We start from the raw sequence: 13,728 nt of genomic DNA on the forward strand, positions 1-13,728 counted from the left end.
AATCTGGGTCGTGGCGGCCCGATGGGCCGCCATGTGATGGTGGTGGTCAGTGCGTCGGGGCGACAGGACTCGAACCTGCGATCTCCTGCTCCCAAAGCAGGCGCGCTAGCCACTACGCTACGCCCCGCACAAGTCGCCGTCCGGGGCCGTCAGGACGGTCCGGATGACTCCCTGGAGCGGATGACGGGAATCGAACCCGCGTAGCCAGTTTGGAAGACTGGGGCTCTACCATTGAGCTACATCCGCGCTGGTCGTGACGCGCGTGAGCGCACCGAGACCGGAAGTCATGGTGCCACACCGCGGGGCCCGCTCCCCAAACGGCCCCGCCGCAGCCCGTCCGCTCGGCCGCCCGCCGGCCTCAGTCGCGGTGCAGGACGAGCATCGCGCGGTCGTCCGAGCGTGAGCCGAGGGTGTCGACGAGCCGGTCGGCCGCGCCGGTGAAGTCGTCGGCGAGCAGCCGCTCGGCCTCCCCCAGCAGCCGGTCGATGCCCAGCTCGATGTCGCGCTGCGGCTCCTCCACCATGCCGTCGGTGTAGAGCAGCACCGCGTCGCCGTGGTCGAGCACGCCGCCCACCCCCACGAACTCCGCGTCCGGGATCAGCCCGAGCACGGGGCCGGAGCTCTCCAGGATGCTCCAGCGCCCGGAGCCGGAGACGCGGTGCAGCGCCGGCGGGTGCCCGGCGCTGCGGACCTCGTAGGCGCCCGAGCGCAGGTCCACGGTGAGGTGGACGGCCGTCGCGAAGCCCTCGCCCCACCCCTGGCGCAGCAGGTAGTCGTTGGCACAGGGCAGGAACTGCTCGGGCGGCAGCGCCCCGAGCAGGCCGCCGAACGCGCCGGACAGCATCAGCGCCCGGGTGCCGGCCTGCTCGCCCTTGCCGGAGACGTCGACGACGACCATCTCGATGCGGTGCGGCTCGGGCATGGTGGCCACCAAGAAGTCGCCGGCGAACGGCGTACCGCCGGCCGAGCGCAGTGCCGACTCGATGCGCCACCCCGGCGGCAGGGTCGGGACGCCGCCCTGGTTGATGATCCGGTCGCGCAGGTCGACCAGCATCGCCTCGCCCATCGCCCCGGCCACGCCGAGCCGGGAGCGGCGGAACGACGACAGCAGCACGATGAAGGCCATCAGGAACTGGATGCCGACCGAGGCCGCGCCGCGGGAGTCGATCTCGGGCTGCATCGTCAGCGCGATCAGCAGCATCACCAGCACCCAGATCACGAACCAGTGCAGCTGGCGCGGGCCGAGCACCAGGCTGCCCACGAGCAGCGGCACCATGAACGCCGACATCGGCACGCCGCTCGGCGAGATCGCGACCGCGAGCGGCAGCAGCGCGGTCACGAGCGCGAGCGCGCCGACGAGGCGGTACTCGCGCAGCAGGCCGCGGCGCCACGAGGTCTGCACGCGCTTGACCAGCGTGAGGCGCGGGCGGCCGGCAGCGGGGAGCGACGCGTCCATGGGGTGGGGGTCCTTCGTCGGGGTGAAGGTCACTGTACGGCTCGCGAGCGGAAGCGGGGCTGGCATCGCGGGCACCAGAACAGGTTGCGTCCCTGGAGCACCTCGGTGCGGATCGTCGCCCCGCACACCAGGCACGGCTGGCCCTGGCGACGGTAGACGTAGACCTCCCCGCCATGGTCGTCGCGGCGCGGCGCGCGGCCCATCGCCTCGGGCGTGTGCTCCGGCCGCACGGTGTCGATGCGTCCGGTGCGGACCCCCTCCGTCATCAGCTCGACCAGGTCGTCCCAGATCGCGCGGAACTGGCCCTGGCGCAGGGTGTTGCCGGGACGCATCGGGTCGATGCGGTGCCGGAACAGCACCTCCGCGCGGTAGACGTTGCCGACGCCTGCGAGCACGGACTGGTCCATCAGCAGGCCCCCGATCGGGGCCCGGCTGCGCCGGATCCGCTCCCAGGCGCGACCGGGGTCGGCGTCGGGGCGCAGCGGGTCCGGGCCCGACCTCGCGAGGATCGCGTCGCGCTGCTCGGCGGTGAGCAGCTCGCAGGCGGTCGCGCCGCGCAGGTCGGCGTACGCCGTGGCGTCGGCGCGCACCAGCCGCAGCCGGACCTGGCCGACCGGGGCGGGGACCTCCTCGGTGGCGGGGTCGAGGCCGTCGTGGACGTCGAAGCGGCCGTAGAGACCGAGGTGGACGTGCACGTAGCGCTCGGCGCCGAAGTCGACGAACAGGTGCTTGCCCCAGGCCTCGGCGTCCTCCAGCACGCTGCCGTCGAGCAGGGCGGCGGCCTCGGCGAAGCGGCCCTGCGGGCTGCCGACGCGGACGACGGAGCCGCCGAAGACCCGGCGCAGCTGACCGGCGAGGCGGTGCAGGGTGTGTCCCTCGGGCAATCGAGCTCCTTTGACGGGGCAACCTCGGTCGGGTGCCGAGCCCACACTAGAATCCGCCGCATGGTGGAGCCGGTGCGGGATCTCTTCGTCCACGTCGGGCTGCCGAAGACCGGCACGACCTACCTCCAGGAGACCCTCTTCGGGTCGACCGACGCGCTCGCGCGCCACGGCCTGGACATGGTCCCCCGCAGCCGCCGCGACAACTACTGGCTGATGCTCGCGCTGCGCGACCAGGTCGACCCGCAGCGGGACCCGGCCGCGATCGTGAGCGCCGTCGAGGACTTCGAGCGCGAGCTCGCCGCCTCGACCCTGCCGCGCGCGCTCGTCACCGACGAGCGGCTCGCGCCGATGAGCGTCGAGCAGGTGCAACGCTTCGTCGACGCCGCGGGCCCCTCGCGGCTGCACCTGGTGATCACGCTGCGCTCGTTCTCGCGGATCGTGCCCTCGGCGTGGCAGCAGCGGGTCAAGTCCGGCATCACCCAGGACCTCGATGCCTTCATCGACGCCCTGCGGGCGCGCCGCGGCGCCCCCGCCACGGTCTTCTGGGCGGGCCGGGACCTGCCCGACCTGCTCGAGCGCTGGTCGGCCCACGTGCCTCCCGAGCGGGTCCACGTCGTACCCATGCCGGCGAGCCGCACGGCGACCCCGACGCTGCTGGAGCGCTTCTGCGCGGTCATCGACGTCCCGGCCAAGGAGCTGACCGAGCCGGACGAGCCGGTGAACGCCGCCATCGGGCGCGCCCAGACCGACCTGCTGCGCCTGGTCAACGAGGTCGCGCCGCCCGAGCAGCGCCGCCGCGGGGGCCACGGGGCCCGCTCGCCCTGGCACGTCCGGCTGTCCTGGCTCGGCCTGCACCACCTCGGCTCCCAGGACGGCGACTCGTTGAAGATGCCCGCCCAGTGGCGCGAGTGGTGCGAGGAGGTCGCCGCGGCCGACATCGGCTTCCTGAGCACCAGCGGCGTCCAGGTGCACGGCGACCTGGAGGACCTGCGTCCTCGCGACTCCGACTTCTCCGACGCCCCGGCGCCGAGCAGCGAGGAGCTGCTCCGGGTGGCGACCCAGGCGCTGTCCGACATCGTCGCCGAGCGCGCCATCGAGCGGCTGCCCCCGGCAGCCGCGGCCCGGGCCGCGGCCGCGCAGCAGCCGGCGGTCCCCGCACCGGTCCTCCAGGGGCTCCGGGTCCTGCGGGGCGTGCGCCGGCGGCTGCGCCGCTGAGCGGGTCGCTCAGGCCTGCGGGTCGACCGGCGGGTTGATGGCCGACTCCGGCAGCGGCGGGAGCTCGCGGGTCTGCTCGTAGGAGCCGAGCTGGCCGATGCGGCGCACATGGCGCTCGTCGCCGGTGAAGGGCGTGGCGAGGAAGGTGCTCACGAAGGTGGTCATCTCCTCGAGGGTGTGCATGCGCCCACCGACCGACACCACGTTCGCGTCGTTGTGCTCGCGGGCGAGCACGGCGGTCTCCTCGGACCACACCAGCGCGGCGCGGATGCCGAGCACCTTGTTGGCGGCCATCTGCTCGCCGTTGCCGGAGCCGCCGATGACGACGCCGAGGCTGTCGAGGCCCTCGGCGCGCTCCGCCGCCACCGCCTCGGCGGCGCGCAGGCAGAAGACGGGGTAGTCGTCGAGGGCGTCGTAGACGAAGGGGCCGTGGTCGACCGGCTCGTAGCCGTTGTCGACCAACCAGTTCATCAGGTGGTCCTTGAGGTCGAGGCCGGCATGGTCGGAGCCGAGGTGCACGCGCATGGCGCCGATTCTTCCAGTCACCCGTGCAGGCGCAGGAACCCGGCCACCTGCACGGTCAGCGGCTCTGCGGCGGGGAACACATCGGGGAAGCGCCAGAACCCGTGCACCTGGCCCAGGTAGCGGGTCGCGACGACCTCCACACCCTCGCCCGCGAGGCGGCGGGCGAGCTCCTCGCCCTCGTCGCGCAGCGGGTCGTGCTCCGCGGTCACCACCAGGGTCGGCGGCAGCGTGGCGAGCCGGTCCGAGCGCAGCGGGGCGAGGTCGGGGTCTCGCAGGTCGGCCGGCGACGCGGCGTACTGCTCCCAGTACCAGGCGGCCTCGGCGGGGTCGAAGCCGTCGGCGGCGGTGCGGTAGGACTCCCCGGCCTGGTCGGGGTCGAGGAAGGGGTAGACCAGCGCGAGCGCCGCGAGCCGCCCCGGGTTGCGCAGCGCTGCGACCAGGGCGAGGTTGGCGCCCGCGCTGTCGCCGTGGGCGTACGTCGGGCCGCGGCCGAGGTCGGCTCCCCCGCCGTCGGGGCCGAGCCAGGCCATGACGGTGTCGACGTCGTCGGGCGCGGCCGGGAACCGGTGCTCGGGCGGGCGCCGGTAGTCCACGCTCAGCACCGCCAGCCCGGTGCGGTTGGCCAGCCGGCGCGCCGCGGCGTCGTGGACCTCGACGTCGTGGAAGACGAAGCCGCCGCCGTGCAGGTGCACCACCAGGCCGGGGTCGGCGCCCTCGGGAACGTACAGGCGGCAGGGCACGCCGTCGGCGTCGAGGTCGCGCACCTCGGCGACCTCCTCGCGCGGCTCGGCGAGCGCGGCCTCGCGGGCCTCCCGGCGCGCGGCCTCGATGTCGTAGCCCGGGGTGTGGACCGGCGTCTCCTCGGCGGCCGCCGCGACGGCGCGCACCGACTCGGGGAACAGCACGGGATCAGCGCTGCATCAGCGCGTCGAGGCCGACCGCGACCGCCGCGGCCACCCGGAAGTCCACCTCGGGGTGGGGCACGTGCACGGTGTAGCGGTCCCGGATGGAGCCCTGGCGCTCGACGCTCATGATCGGCCGCCCCGCGGCGTCGACGAAGTCGAAGTGGATCGGCAGGAACGGGATGTCGGCGAAGCGCCGGATCAGCGCGATCGCCTGGCTGCGCTCCTGGCCGGTGCCGGCGTACCCCGGGCCCTCGAGGGCGAACGTCGAGCGCAGCAGGCTGGCGCCGAACTCCTTCTTGAAGAACCCCAGCGGCTGGCCGCCCTCGTCGAGCACGTCGTAGCCGGCGTTGAGGTCGATCTTCTTGCGCGCCTTGAAGCTGAAGACCGGGCGGGACTTCGACTCATCCGAGTAGAAGGTGACCTGCTCCTTGAAGGCCATCCGCTTCTGCTGGGCCAGTCCCATCAGCTGCCCCTCGGAGCCGTCCGGATTCGCGGCGACGAGGCGGTAGACGTTGGTCGTCATCGCGAACTTCTGGTGGACGTAGAAGAGGGGCAGGTGCATCGCAGCAGGCATGGCGCGCAGCCTAGCGGCGCCGGATGCCGTTCCTGGTCAGTCCCGGCAGACCGCGAACAGCCTCCCAGGCACGACGTTGAGCGACACCGCGCCGTCGAGCAGGCCGTGACAGACCTCGCGGGTCATGTCGTAGACGCGGGTCCCGTCGCTCAGCGCGCCCCGCACGCATGACAGCGCCGCGTGGAGCTCCGCGACGCCGTCGGCATGGCGGATGCGCACCAGCACGAGGTCGTCAGCGGCACACGACGAGCGCTGGCCAGCCTCGGCCCCCGGCGCGTCGAGGAGCGCCGCGACGAGGTCCTCGGCCTCGTTGCGATCGAGCGAACGCGAGGCGAGCAGGCCAGGAGTTGCGGGCCGGGAAGGCAGGTAACGACAGACCGCGGCGGAGTCCACGTCGCGCAGCGCCGCCAGGTCCACGGGATCCGGCGAGGACCAGCCGCGGTACTGCACGACGCTCTCGGTCGGGCAGCCGTTCTGGTCGGTCGCGACCCGGCGCGCCGACCCGGCGACCCGCGCGGCCAGATCAGCGTCGTCGTCGGGGGTCCAGACCCGGACCTGCACGTCGCCCAGGGTGCGGGTCACGATCGTCCACCCGGCGTACGACGCGGTGCCATCCACCACCTCGCGCGACGCAGTCTCGAAGCTGACGTGCGGAGCCCACCGTTCGGTGGGAGCGGCGCCGAACGTCGCCGGACGCCCCTCCTCGGGTGGTTGGCACCCGATGGCGAAGACCACCCTGTCCAGCCCTTCCCGCGCGACGTGCGGGCGGGCACCACCCGCCGCGGCGTCGGCGTCATGAGCACCGCACCAATCGGGGCCGAGCTCGCTGCGGCCGTCGTTGTCCGCCCACTCCTGCGGCACCTGCACCGCCACGTCGCGCCAGGTGACCCAGGCGTGGCCCGGCTCCGCGGCGCCGGGCTCCCCCGCGTCGTCGGCGGCTCCCGCCGGGTCCACCGCCGCCGGGGGCGCGACCGTCCCGTCGCCGCGGCCGAGGAGCAGCGCACCCGAGACGACGAGCACCAGCACGGCCGCGACGGCCGGCCACCACCACGTCGTACGCCGTGTGGCGCGCGGCTGCGGCGCGGAGAGGTCGAGAGGGAGCGGGTCGTAGGCGTCCGCGCGGCGCGCGAACGCCTCGCGGAAGGCGGCCTCGGCGCGCCGGTCGGACTGGTGCTCACTCTGCTCAGGCACGGTCGGTCTCCTCCTCGAGGCGTAGGCGAAGCGCGGCGACCGCGCGGTGCACGTGGGAGCGGGCGGTGCTCTCGGGGCAGCCCAGCGCCTCGGCGACCTGGCGGAACGGCAGGTCCTCGTAGAAGCGCAGCACCACCGCGGCGCGCTGCTGCGGCGGGAGCCCCTCGCACAGGCGCCACGCGTGGTCGGCGTCGCCCAGCGGGCCCGCGTGGTCGGCCACCCGCTCGCGGCGCGGCAGCGTCTCGGGGTGCGCCACCGACACCTGGCGCCGGGTCTTGCGCCAGGCGCTGACCGAGGCGTTGACGATGCTGCGGCGCACGTAGGCCTCGATGGTCTCGCTCTGCGCGAGCCGCGACCACCGGGGCCAGGCGCTCGCGAGTGCCTCCTGCACGAGGTCGGCGGCGTCGTGCGCGGAGCCGGTGAGCAGGAAGGCGAAGCGCTGGAGCGCCGGGCCGCGGGCGCTCACGAAGGCCGCGAACCCCTCCGCGTCGGGGGCCACCTCGGCACGGTCCCGCTGCTCCACCGTCATGCCCCCTCTACGCACGGCGAGGCCGCAGTGTTGCAGTCCGCTCGGCGGTCTGGACCGCCCCGGGACGACACGACGCCCCGCAGCCGTGACGGCTGCGGGGCGTGCGTGGCGGGCTCGGGCCGATCGGCCTCGGCGTCAGGACCGCTCGGCGAGCACCTCGTCGAGGTCGAGCTTGGTGAAGACCGGCGTCGGCTTGGCGACCTTCGCGCCCACGGTGACCGGGTGGGACTCCCAGGTCGGCGTGGCCGAGTAGTCGCCGGTGATGACCGGGTAGGTCTCGTCGTTCGGGCCCACGCCGGGGTCGAGGTCGCTGACCTCGTCGACGCGCGGCATCGGCATCAACTCGCCCTCGCCGCCGAAGACCGCGTGCACCCGGTTGGCGGCGTGCGGGAGGAACGGCGCCAGGATCGTGTTGCAGTCGAGCACGCACTGGGCCGCGACGTGCAGGACCGTGGCGAGGCGCTCGGCCTGGCTCGGGTCCTTCATCTTGTAGGGCTCGGTGACGGTGAGGTACTTGTTCACCTCGCCGACCACCCGCATCGCCTCGGCGATGCCCGCGCGCAGCTTGTGGTGGCGCAGCAGCTCGCCGACGGTGTCGAAGCCGGTGCGCACCGCCGCGAGGACCTCCTCGTCGACCGGCTCCAGCGGGCCCGCGGCCGGGATCTCGCCGAAGTTCTTGGCGACCATCGCCGCGGTGCGGTTGACGAGGTTGCCCCAGCCGGCCACCAGCTCGGAATTGTTGCGGGTGACGAAGTCGTTCCAGGTGAACGCCGCGTCGGAGGTCTCCGGGCCCGCGGCGCAGATGAAGTAGCGCAGCGCGTCGGGGCCGAACTCGGCGAGGAAGTCGCGGACGTAGAGCACGTGGCCGCGGCTGGAGGAGAACTGCTGGTCGCCCATCGTGAGGTACTCCGAGGAGACGACCTCGGTGGGCAGGTTGAGCACGCCGTACTGGCCGGGCTCGCCGCCGCGCTCGCCCTGGCCGGCGTAGGCCAGCAGCTCGGCGGGCCAGATCTGGGAGTGGAAGGTGATGTTGTCCTTGCCCATGAAGTAGTACGACAGGGCCTCGGGGTCGTTCCACCAGCGGCGCCAGGCGTCGGGGTCGCCGCTGCGCCGCGCCCACTCGATCGAGGCCGACAGGTAGCCGATCACCGCGTCGAACCAGACGTAGAGCCGCTTGGTCGGCTGCTCGCGCCAGCCCTCCAGCGGGATCGGGATGCCCCAGTCGATGTCGCGCGTCATGGCGCGCGGACGGATCTCCTTGAGGATGTTGAGGGAGAAGCGGATGACGTTGGGCCGCCAGGTGCCGGACGCCTCGCGCCCGGCCAGCCACTCCCCGAGCGCGTCGGCGAGCGCCGGCAGGTCGAGGAAGAAGTGCTGGGTCTCCACGAACTCCGGCGTCTCGCCGTTGATCTTCGAGCGCGGGTCGATCAGGTCGGTCGGGTCGAGCTGGTTGCCGCAGTTGTCGCACTGGTCGCCGCGGGCCTCGGGGTACTTGCAGATCGGGCAGGTGCCCTCGATGTAGCGGTCCGGCAGCGTGCGCCCGGTCGAGGGGCTGATCGCCGACTGGGTGGTCTGCTCGACCATGTAGCCGTTGCGGTAGACGGTCGTGAACATCTCCTGCACCACGGCGTAGTGGTTGCCGGTGGTGGTGCGGGTGAACAGGTCGTAGGACAGCCCCAGGCCGACCAGGTCCTCGACGATGACCCGGTTGTTCTCGTTGGTCAGCTGGACCGGGGTGACGCCGGCCTTGTCGGCGGCGACCAGGATCGGCGTGCCGTGCTCGTCGGTGCCCGACACCATCAGGACGTCGTGGCCCGCCATGCGCATGTAGCGGCTGAAGACGTCGGAGGGCACGCCGAAGCCGGCGACGTGACCGATGTGGCGGGGCCCGTTGGCGTAGGGCCAGGCGACGGCAGACAGCACAGTGCTCATGGGCGAATCCTAGGAGGAGTGCGGCGAATCACTCGCGTCGGGAGCGCTACGGTCGGGGCCATGGTGACGCTGATCGCAGAGGACCTCCTCCTGCTGCTCCTCAACGACGAGACGGGGCGTGGGCCCACGGGCCTCGACCTGCGGCCGCTGCTGGGCGGCGCGGTGCTGCTCGAGCTGGCGCTCGCCGGGGCGGTGGAGCCGGGACCGCGTTCGGCATGGGGCACCTCGCGCGTGCGGACGATCGCCGGCGGTGTCCCGGTCGAGGACCCGGTGCTGCGCGAGGCCATGACCGAGATCGCGACGAAGGAGCGCTCGGCGCCAGACCTCGTCGGCCGACTCGGCAAGGGCCTGCAGGAGCGGCTCTCGGTGCGACTGGTCGAGCGCGGCATCCTCGAGCGCCGGGAGGGACGCGTGCTGGGACTGTTCCCGACCACCACCTGGCCGGCCGCGGACTCCCGTCACGAGGCCGACGTACGACGGGCGCTCGAGGCGGTCCTCGTCGAGGGCCGCGAACCGGACCCCCGCACCGGCGCGATCGTCGCGCTGCTCGCGGCCGTCGACCGCGCCCACAAGGTCGTCGACCGCGCCGGGCTGCCGGCGAGCCAGGTCCGCAAGCGGGCCAAGCAGGTCGCCGAGGGTGCCTGGGCGGCCAAGGCGGTCCGCGACGCGATCACGGCCGCGACCACGGCGGTCACGATGACCGTCGTCGCGGCGGGGGTCGCCACCGGGAGCTGACGCTCGCCATTGGCGCCGACTCGGCGCACCACTGGCGCCGACTCGGCGGGTGGGTCAGAAGCGGTCGAGGCGCTTCTGGGTGCGCCCGCGCAGGTTCGGCAGCCGGTCGTAGAGCAGCTGCCCGGGGCAGGCGGTCTGGTTGGTGTCGCGGTGCCCGTCGATGATCGGCAGCCGCACCCGGGTGCGCGCCGGGTAGCGGTCGCTGCCCTCCGAGCGGCCCCAGACCCGGCCGACCGCGCGGCTGTCGGCCTTGTCGAGCTTCCAGGAGGCGAGGGCGACGAGGGCGTTCATGGTGCGCCGCGTCGGCGGGGTGGTCTCGTGGTTGCCGATCACCGCGATCCCCACCGAGGTGTGGTTGAAGCCCAGGGTGTGGGCGCCGCGGACCCGGTTGGCGGGCCCGCCGGCGCGGCCCACCCAGGTGCGGCCGAAGCGGTCGACGAGGAAGTTGTAGCCGATGTCGGACCAGCCCAGGCTCTTGGTGTGGTAGCGGTACATGCCGCGCAGGATCCCCGGCACGTCACGGCGCGCGTAGCCGTTGGCGCTCGCGGTGTGGTGGATGTGGACCTGCTTGATCTGGCGGTTGAAGCTGGGCCGCCCGCTGCGCCAGCGCTCGTTGGCGCCCCAGTCCGAGCGGGTGCGCAGCTCCGGCCGGGGCACGCGGGAGGGCTTGGCGGCGCGCGCGAGGCCGGTGGTCGCGGCGCGTGCGGCGGGCGCCGAGGCCGCGCTGGTGGCGTCGGCGGCGCGGGTGCCGGGGTCGATCAGCACGAGCGAGAGGGCGCGCGGCGTCGCGGCGGTGACCTCGACCTGCACGCCGTCGGACTCCCCCATCCACATCGGCTCGGTGCCGTGGGCGCTGCTGGCCTCGGGCCCGCCCGCGGGGCCGGGACCGTCGTCGAGGGTCTCGAGGTGGCGCCACGCGCCCCAGGTGCCGTCGGCGCGGTTGCGGACCCGGACCTCGGGCTCGGCGTCGCCGCGCCAGGTCACGCCGACCATGGCGTACGACGCGGTCGGGACCTGCTTGGTGCGCGCGCCGCCGGCGACGGGGAGCACCAGCCGCTCGGCGAGCGGGACCTCGGCGCTGCGCACCCCGGAGCCGTCCGTGGCCGCCAGCGCGATCGGCCCGGTGCTCGCGTCGGCGGGGGTCGCCGCCGCTCCCGGCGGGGCGAGCAGCCCCGTCATTGCGACGACGGCGACCAGCCAGGCGCTGCCGCGCGAGGCCGGTCCGGAGGTGTGTCCCGAGTGACGCATGTGATCCATGATGCGCGAGGAGGCCGCCAGGGTCGAGCCCGGCGGCCTCCGGCGCGGGTGCTCAGCTGAAGTCGAGCGGGGCGGTGCGCGAGCGCTTCAGCTCGAAGAAGTAGGGGTAGGACGCCAGCGCGACGGCGCCGTCCCACACCTTCCCGGCCTCCTCGCCGCGCGGGATCGAGCTCAGGACCGGTCCGAAGAACGCGGTGCCCTCGATGGCGATCGTCGGCGTGCCGACCTCGTCGCCGACCTGGTCCATGCCCAGGTGGTGCGAGGCCCGGATCGCTTCGTCGTAGGAGGAGTCGTCCATCGCGTCGGCCAGGTCGGTCGGCAGGCCGGCCTCGGCGAGCGCGGCCTCGATGGTCTCGCGGGTGAAGTCCTGGCCCTCGTTGTGACGACGGGTGCCCAGCGCGGTGTAGAGCGGGAGGAGCACCTCCTTGCCGTGCTTCTGCTCGGCGGCCATGCAGACCCGCACCGGCTGCCACGCGGTCTTGAGGAACTCGCGGTACTCCTCCGGGATGTCCTTGTCCTGGTTGAGGTAGGCGAGGCTCATGATGTGCCAGGTCACGGAGATGTCCCGGACCTTCTCCACCTCGAGGATCCAGCGCGAGGTCACCCACGCGAACGGGCAGGCCGGGTCGAACCAGAAGTCGGCGTTGGTCGCGTTTGTCGCGTCGGTCGTGTTGGTCGTCATGACCCGATCCAACACCCCGCCCGCCCCCACGATTCCGCGACGCGGAGATCGTGAACGCGCGGGCTCGGTTTCGCGCTACTTCTTCTTGTTCTTGGCCTTGTTCTTCTTCGGCGGCTTCTGGACGACGACCTGGACCGCGCCCTGGGTGCCGAGGACGGGCTCGATGCCGGCGTAGCGCACGACGATGCGGCGGCGGCCGGCCTTGAGGTCGCCGAGGACCACGCGCGCGGTGCCGCCGGTGAGCGTCGCCTCCTGGGTGCGGCCCTGGACGGTCAGGGTGACCGTGCCCGACGGTGTCGCGCCCGCGGCCAGCAGCTTGATGCGTACGACGGCGCGGCGCGGCTTGCCGACGGCCTTGAGCCTCAGCTCGGCGGGCGTGGTGACGCGCGGCCCCGCGGCCACGATGGCCGCCAGCGGGCTGTAGCGGGCGCGGGTGTGGTCGACGCGCACGCTGATCGCGCGGCCGACGTCCTGCGTCCCCACGTCGTACGACGGGCCGGTGGCGCCGGGGATCGGCGCGCCGTCGCGCAGCCACGTGTAGGCGACCTTGGCGTCGGCGGGCACGACCGTGCCGGGCACGACCTCGAGGCGGCGTCCCACCTGCACCTGGTCACGCACCAGCCCGGCGACGGCGTACGGCGAGGTGATCTCGATCGTGCCGGCCAGGACCGGGGCGGTCGGCGCGGAGAACTGCTGGGCCGCCAGGTAGCCGGCCGCCCGCGCGGTCACCCGGGAGGTGATGCTGCGCCCGACGTGCTCCTCGGTCAGCGTGAGCTCGGGGCCGGTCTGTCCCGCGATGAGCTTCCCGTCGGCGAGCCAGCGGTGGACCAGCGACTCCGCGGCCGGCGCCCAGGCGGCTCCGGACGCGCGCAGCACCTCTCCGACGTACGGCTCCCCCGTCACGACGGGAGGCGTGGCGGCCGCGAGCGTGCCGGCCGCGACCGGGGCCGGTGCCGGTGCGACGACCGAGGCGGCGGTGTAGCCGGCCTTCTGGGCGGTGACCTCGAGGGCGAGGCGCGCACCGCGCAGCGCCGGCGGCGGGGCGAACGAGGGGGTGGTGGCGCCGCTCACGGCCTTGCCGTCGGCGAGCCACTGGTAGCGCAGGTTGGCCGCCGGCTGCCAGCGCCCGGCCGTGGCGCTCACCGTCGACCCGACCGCGGGGGTCCCGGTGACCCGCGGAGGCTCGACGTTGACGATCTCGGTGTCGATGAAGTGGATGAAGCCACTCGGCCAGCCGGTGCCGGTCTTGGTGATCCGGCGCCAGTGGAAGTCGCCGCCCCAGCTGTCCTCGGAGACCACGATCTCGGTGGGGCTCACGACCTGCTCGACGTAGGCGACGTGCCCACTGGAGCCGGCGCCGGGGACGTTGGCGCGCCACCACGCGACGGCGCCGACGCGCGGCGTGGTGTTGGTGATCGAGGACATCGCGGCGCCCCAGTTGCTGGCGTTGCCGCTGCCCGACCACGGGCGCACGTTGGGCATCCCGGCCTTGACGAGGCGGTAGGCGACGTAGTTGGTGCAGTTGTGCCCGGCGTACATCCGCCAGTACATCGTCTTGTTGCTGCCGGCGTAGCCGTGGTGCTTGTAGCCCGCCTTCTGGCACGCGGAGTAGCCCGTGCACAGGTAGGTCGAGGCGGCACCGGCCTGGCTCGAGGGGACGACGAGCAGACCGGCGACGAACAGGACCCAGCACCCGGTCGAGGCGAGGAGACGCCGGCCGCGAGGCCGCTGTGACTGCTGATGCACAGGGGAACTCTAGTGAAAGTTGTCAAGCGTGACACGCCGAGGGTCGAATTACTTGAGTGTAATTTTACCCGCGCGCTCGGGCGTGTCCCGGTGCGTC

Annotated in this window: 13 protein-coding genes and 2 tRNA genes; 2 read left to right on the forward strand and 13 right to left on the reverse strand. The window is 73.5% G+C overall.

Going from position 1 to position 13,728, the window contains the following annotated elements; genetic code table 11:
* Positions 1 to 54 precede the first annotated feature (54 nt).
* From HOQ23_RS13235 to HOQ23_RS13250, 4 genes are all read right to left on the reverse strand, one after another.
* A tRNA-Pro gene (locus HOQ23_RS13235) sits at positions 55 to 127 on the reverse strand.
* A gap of 45 nt (positions 128 to 172) precedes the next feature.
* Positions 173 to 246 (reverse strand) — tRNA-Gly (locus HOQ23_RS13240).
* A gap of 112 nt (positions 247 to 358) precedes the next feature.
* Positions 359 to 1,456 carry a PP2C family protein-serine/threonine phosphatase gene (locus HOQ23_RS13245; RefSeq protein ID WP_172215070.1) on the reverse strand — a complete coding sequence of 366 codons (1,098 nt, stop codon included), beginning with the start codon at positions 1,454 to 1,456 and terminating at the stop codon, positions 359 to 361.
* Between the two features lie 29 nt (positions 1,457 to 1,485).
* Positions 1,486 to 2,340, reverse strand: a complete 855-nt coding sequence (locus HOQ23_RS13250) for an Fpg/Nei family DNA glycosylase (protein ID WP_172215071.1) — start codon at positions 2,338 to 2,340, stop codon at positions 1,486 to 1,488.
* 60 nt (positions 2,341 to 2,400) lie between these two features.
* Here HOQ23_RS13250 and HOQ23_RS13255 point away from each other — a divergent pair, with 60 nt between their 5' ends.
* Positions 2,401 to 3,555 carry a hypothetical protein gene (locus HOQ23_RS13255; RefSeq protein WP_172215072.1) on the forward strand — a complete coding sequence of 385 codons (1,155 nt, stop codon included), beginning with the start codon at positions 2,401 to 2,403 and terminating at the stop codon, positions 3,553 to 3,555.
* A 9-nt stretch (positions 3,556 to 3,564) separates the two neighbouring features.
* Here the strand turns inward: HOQ23_RS13255 and HOQ23_RS13260 are convergent, their stop codons facing one another.
* The 6 genes from HOQ23_RS13260 to metG all read right to left on the reverse strand — a co-directional run bounded on the left by HOQ23_RS13260 (position 3,565) and on the right by metG (position 9,211).
* Positions 3,565 to 4,080, reverse strand: a complete 516-nt coding sequence (locus HOQ23_RS13260) for a ribose-5-phosphate isomerase (RefSeq protein ID WP_172215073.1) — start codon at positions 4,078 to 4,080, stop codon at positions 3,565 to 3,567.
* Between the two features lie 17 nt (positions 4,081 to 4,097).
* Positions 4,098 to 4,985 (reverse strand): alpha/beta hydrolase, encoded by an 888-nt coding sequence (locus tag HOQ23_RS13265; RefSeq protein ID WP_172215074.1) that lies wholly within the window; start codon positions 4,983 to 4,985, stop codon positions 4,098 to 4,100.
* Positions 4,986 to 4,989: 4 nt separating this feature from the next.
* A complete protein-coding gene (locus tag HOQ23_RS13270) occupies positions 4,990 to 5,559 on the reverse strand; it encodes a hypothetical protein (protein WP_172215075.1) in 570 nt (189 codons plus the stop codon).
* Between the two features lie 36 nt (positions 5,560 to 5,595).
* Positions 5,596 to 6,750 (reverse strand): hypothetical protein, encoded by a 1,155-nt coding sequence (locus HOQ23_RS13275; protein ID WP_172215076.1) that lies wholly within the window; start codon positions 6,748 to 6,750, stop codon positions 5,596 to 5,598.
* Complete coding sequence (locus tag HOQ23_RS13280) at positions 6,743 to 7,279, reverse strand: SigE family RNA polymerase sigma factor (RefSeq protein ID WP_172215077.1); 537 nt, start codon at positions 7,277 to 7,279, stop codon at positions 6,743 to 6,745. Before HOQ23_RS13280 ends, HOQ23_RS13275 begins: the two co-directional genes overlap by 8 nt.
* 135 nt (positions 7,280 to 7,414) lie before the next feature.
* On the reverse strand, positions 7,415 to 9,211 hold the full coding sequence (metG, locus tag HOQ23_RS13285; protein ID WP_172215078.1) for a methionine--tRNA ligase: 1,797 nt from the start codon (positions 9,209 to 9,211) through the stop codon (positions 7,415 to 7,417).
* A 60-nt stretch (positions 9,212 to 9,271) separates the two neighbouring features.
* On the opposite strand from metG, the gene HOQ23_RS13290 reads away from it, so the two are divergent.
* Positions 9,272 to 9,946: a GPP34 family phosphoprotein gene (locus HOQ23_RS13290; protein WP_172215079.1), complete on the forward strand. Its 675-nt coding sequence runs from the start codon at positions 9,272 to 9,274 to the stop codon at positions 9,944 to 9,946.
* Positions 9,947 to 10,000: 54 nt separating this feature from the next.
* Here the strand turns inward: HOQ23_RS13290 and HOQ23_RS13295 are convergent, their stop codons facing one another.
* The 3 genes from HOQ23_RS13295 to HOQ23_RS13305 form a co-directional block, all read right to left on the reverse strand.
* The gene (locus HOQ23_RS13295; protein ID WP_172215080.1) at positions 10,001 to 11,194 is read right to left on the reverse strand and encodes an N-acetylmuramoyl-L-alanine amidase; all 1,194 of its coding nucleotides are present in this window, start codon (positions 11,192 to 11,194) and stop codon (positions 10,001 to 10,003) included.
* A gap of 61 nt (positions 11,195 to 11,255) precedes the next feature.
* Complete coding sequence (locus HOQ23_RS13300) at positions 11,256 to 11,885, reverse strand: DsbA family protein (RefSeq protein WP_172215081.1); 630 nt, start codon at positions 11,883 to 11,885, stop codon at positions 11,256 to 11,258.
* A gap of 75 nt (positions 11,886 to 11,960) precedes the next feature.
* Complete coding sequence (locus HOQ23_RS13305; RefSeq protein ID WP_172215082.1) at positions 11,961 to 13,631, reverse strand: CHAP domain-containing protein; 1,671 nt, start codon at positions 13,629 to 13,631, stop codon at positions 11,961 to 11,963.
* Positions 13,632 to 13,728: the final 97 nt, after the last annotated feature.

It is taken from the genome of Nocardioides sp. zg-DK7169, assembly GCF_013155365.1.
In the GTDB taxonomy this organism is placed as follows: domain Bacteria; phylum Actinomycetota; class Actinomycetes; order Propionibacteriales; family Nocardioidaceae; genus Nocardioides.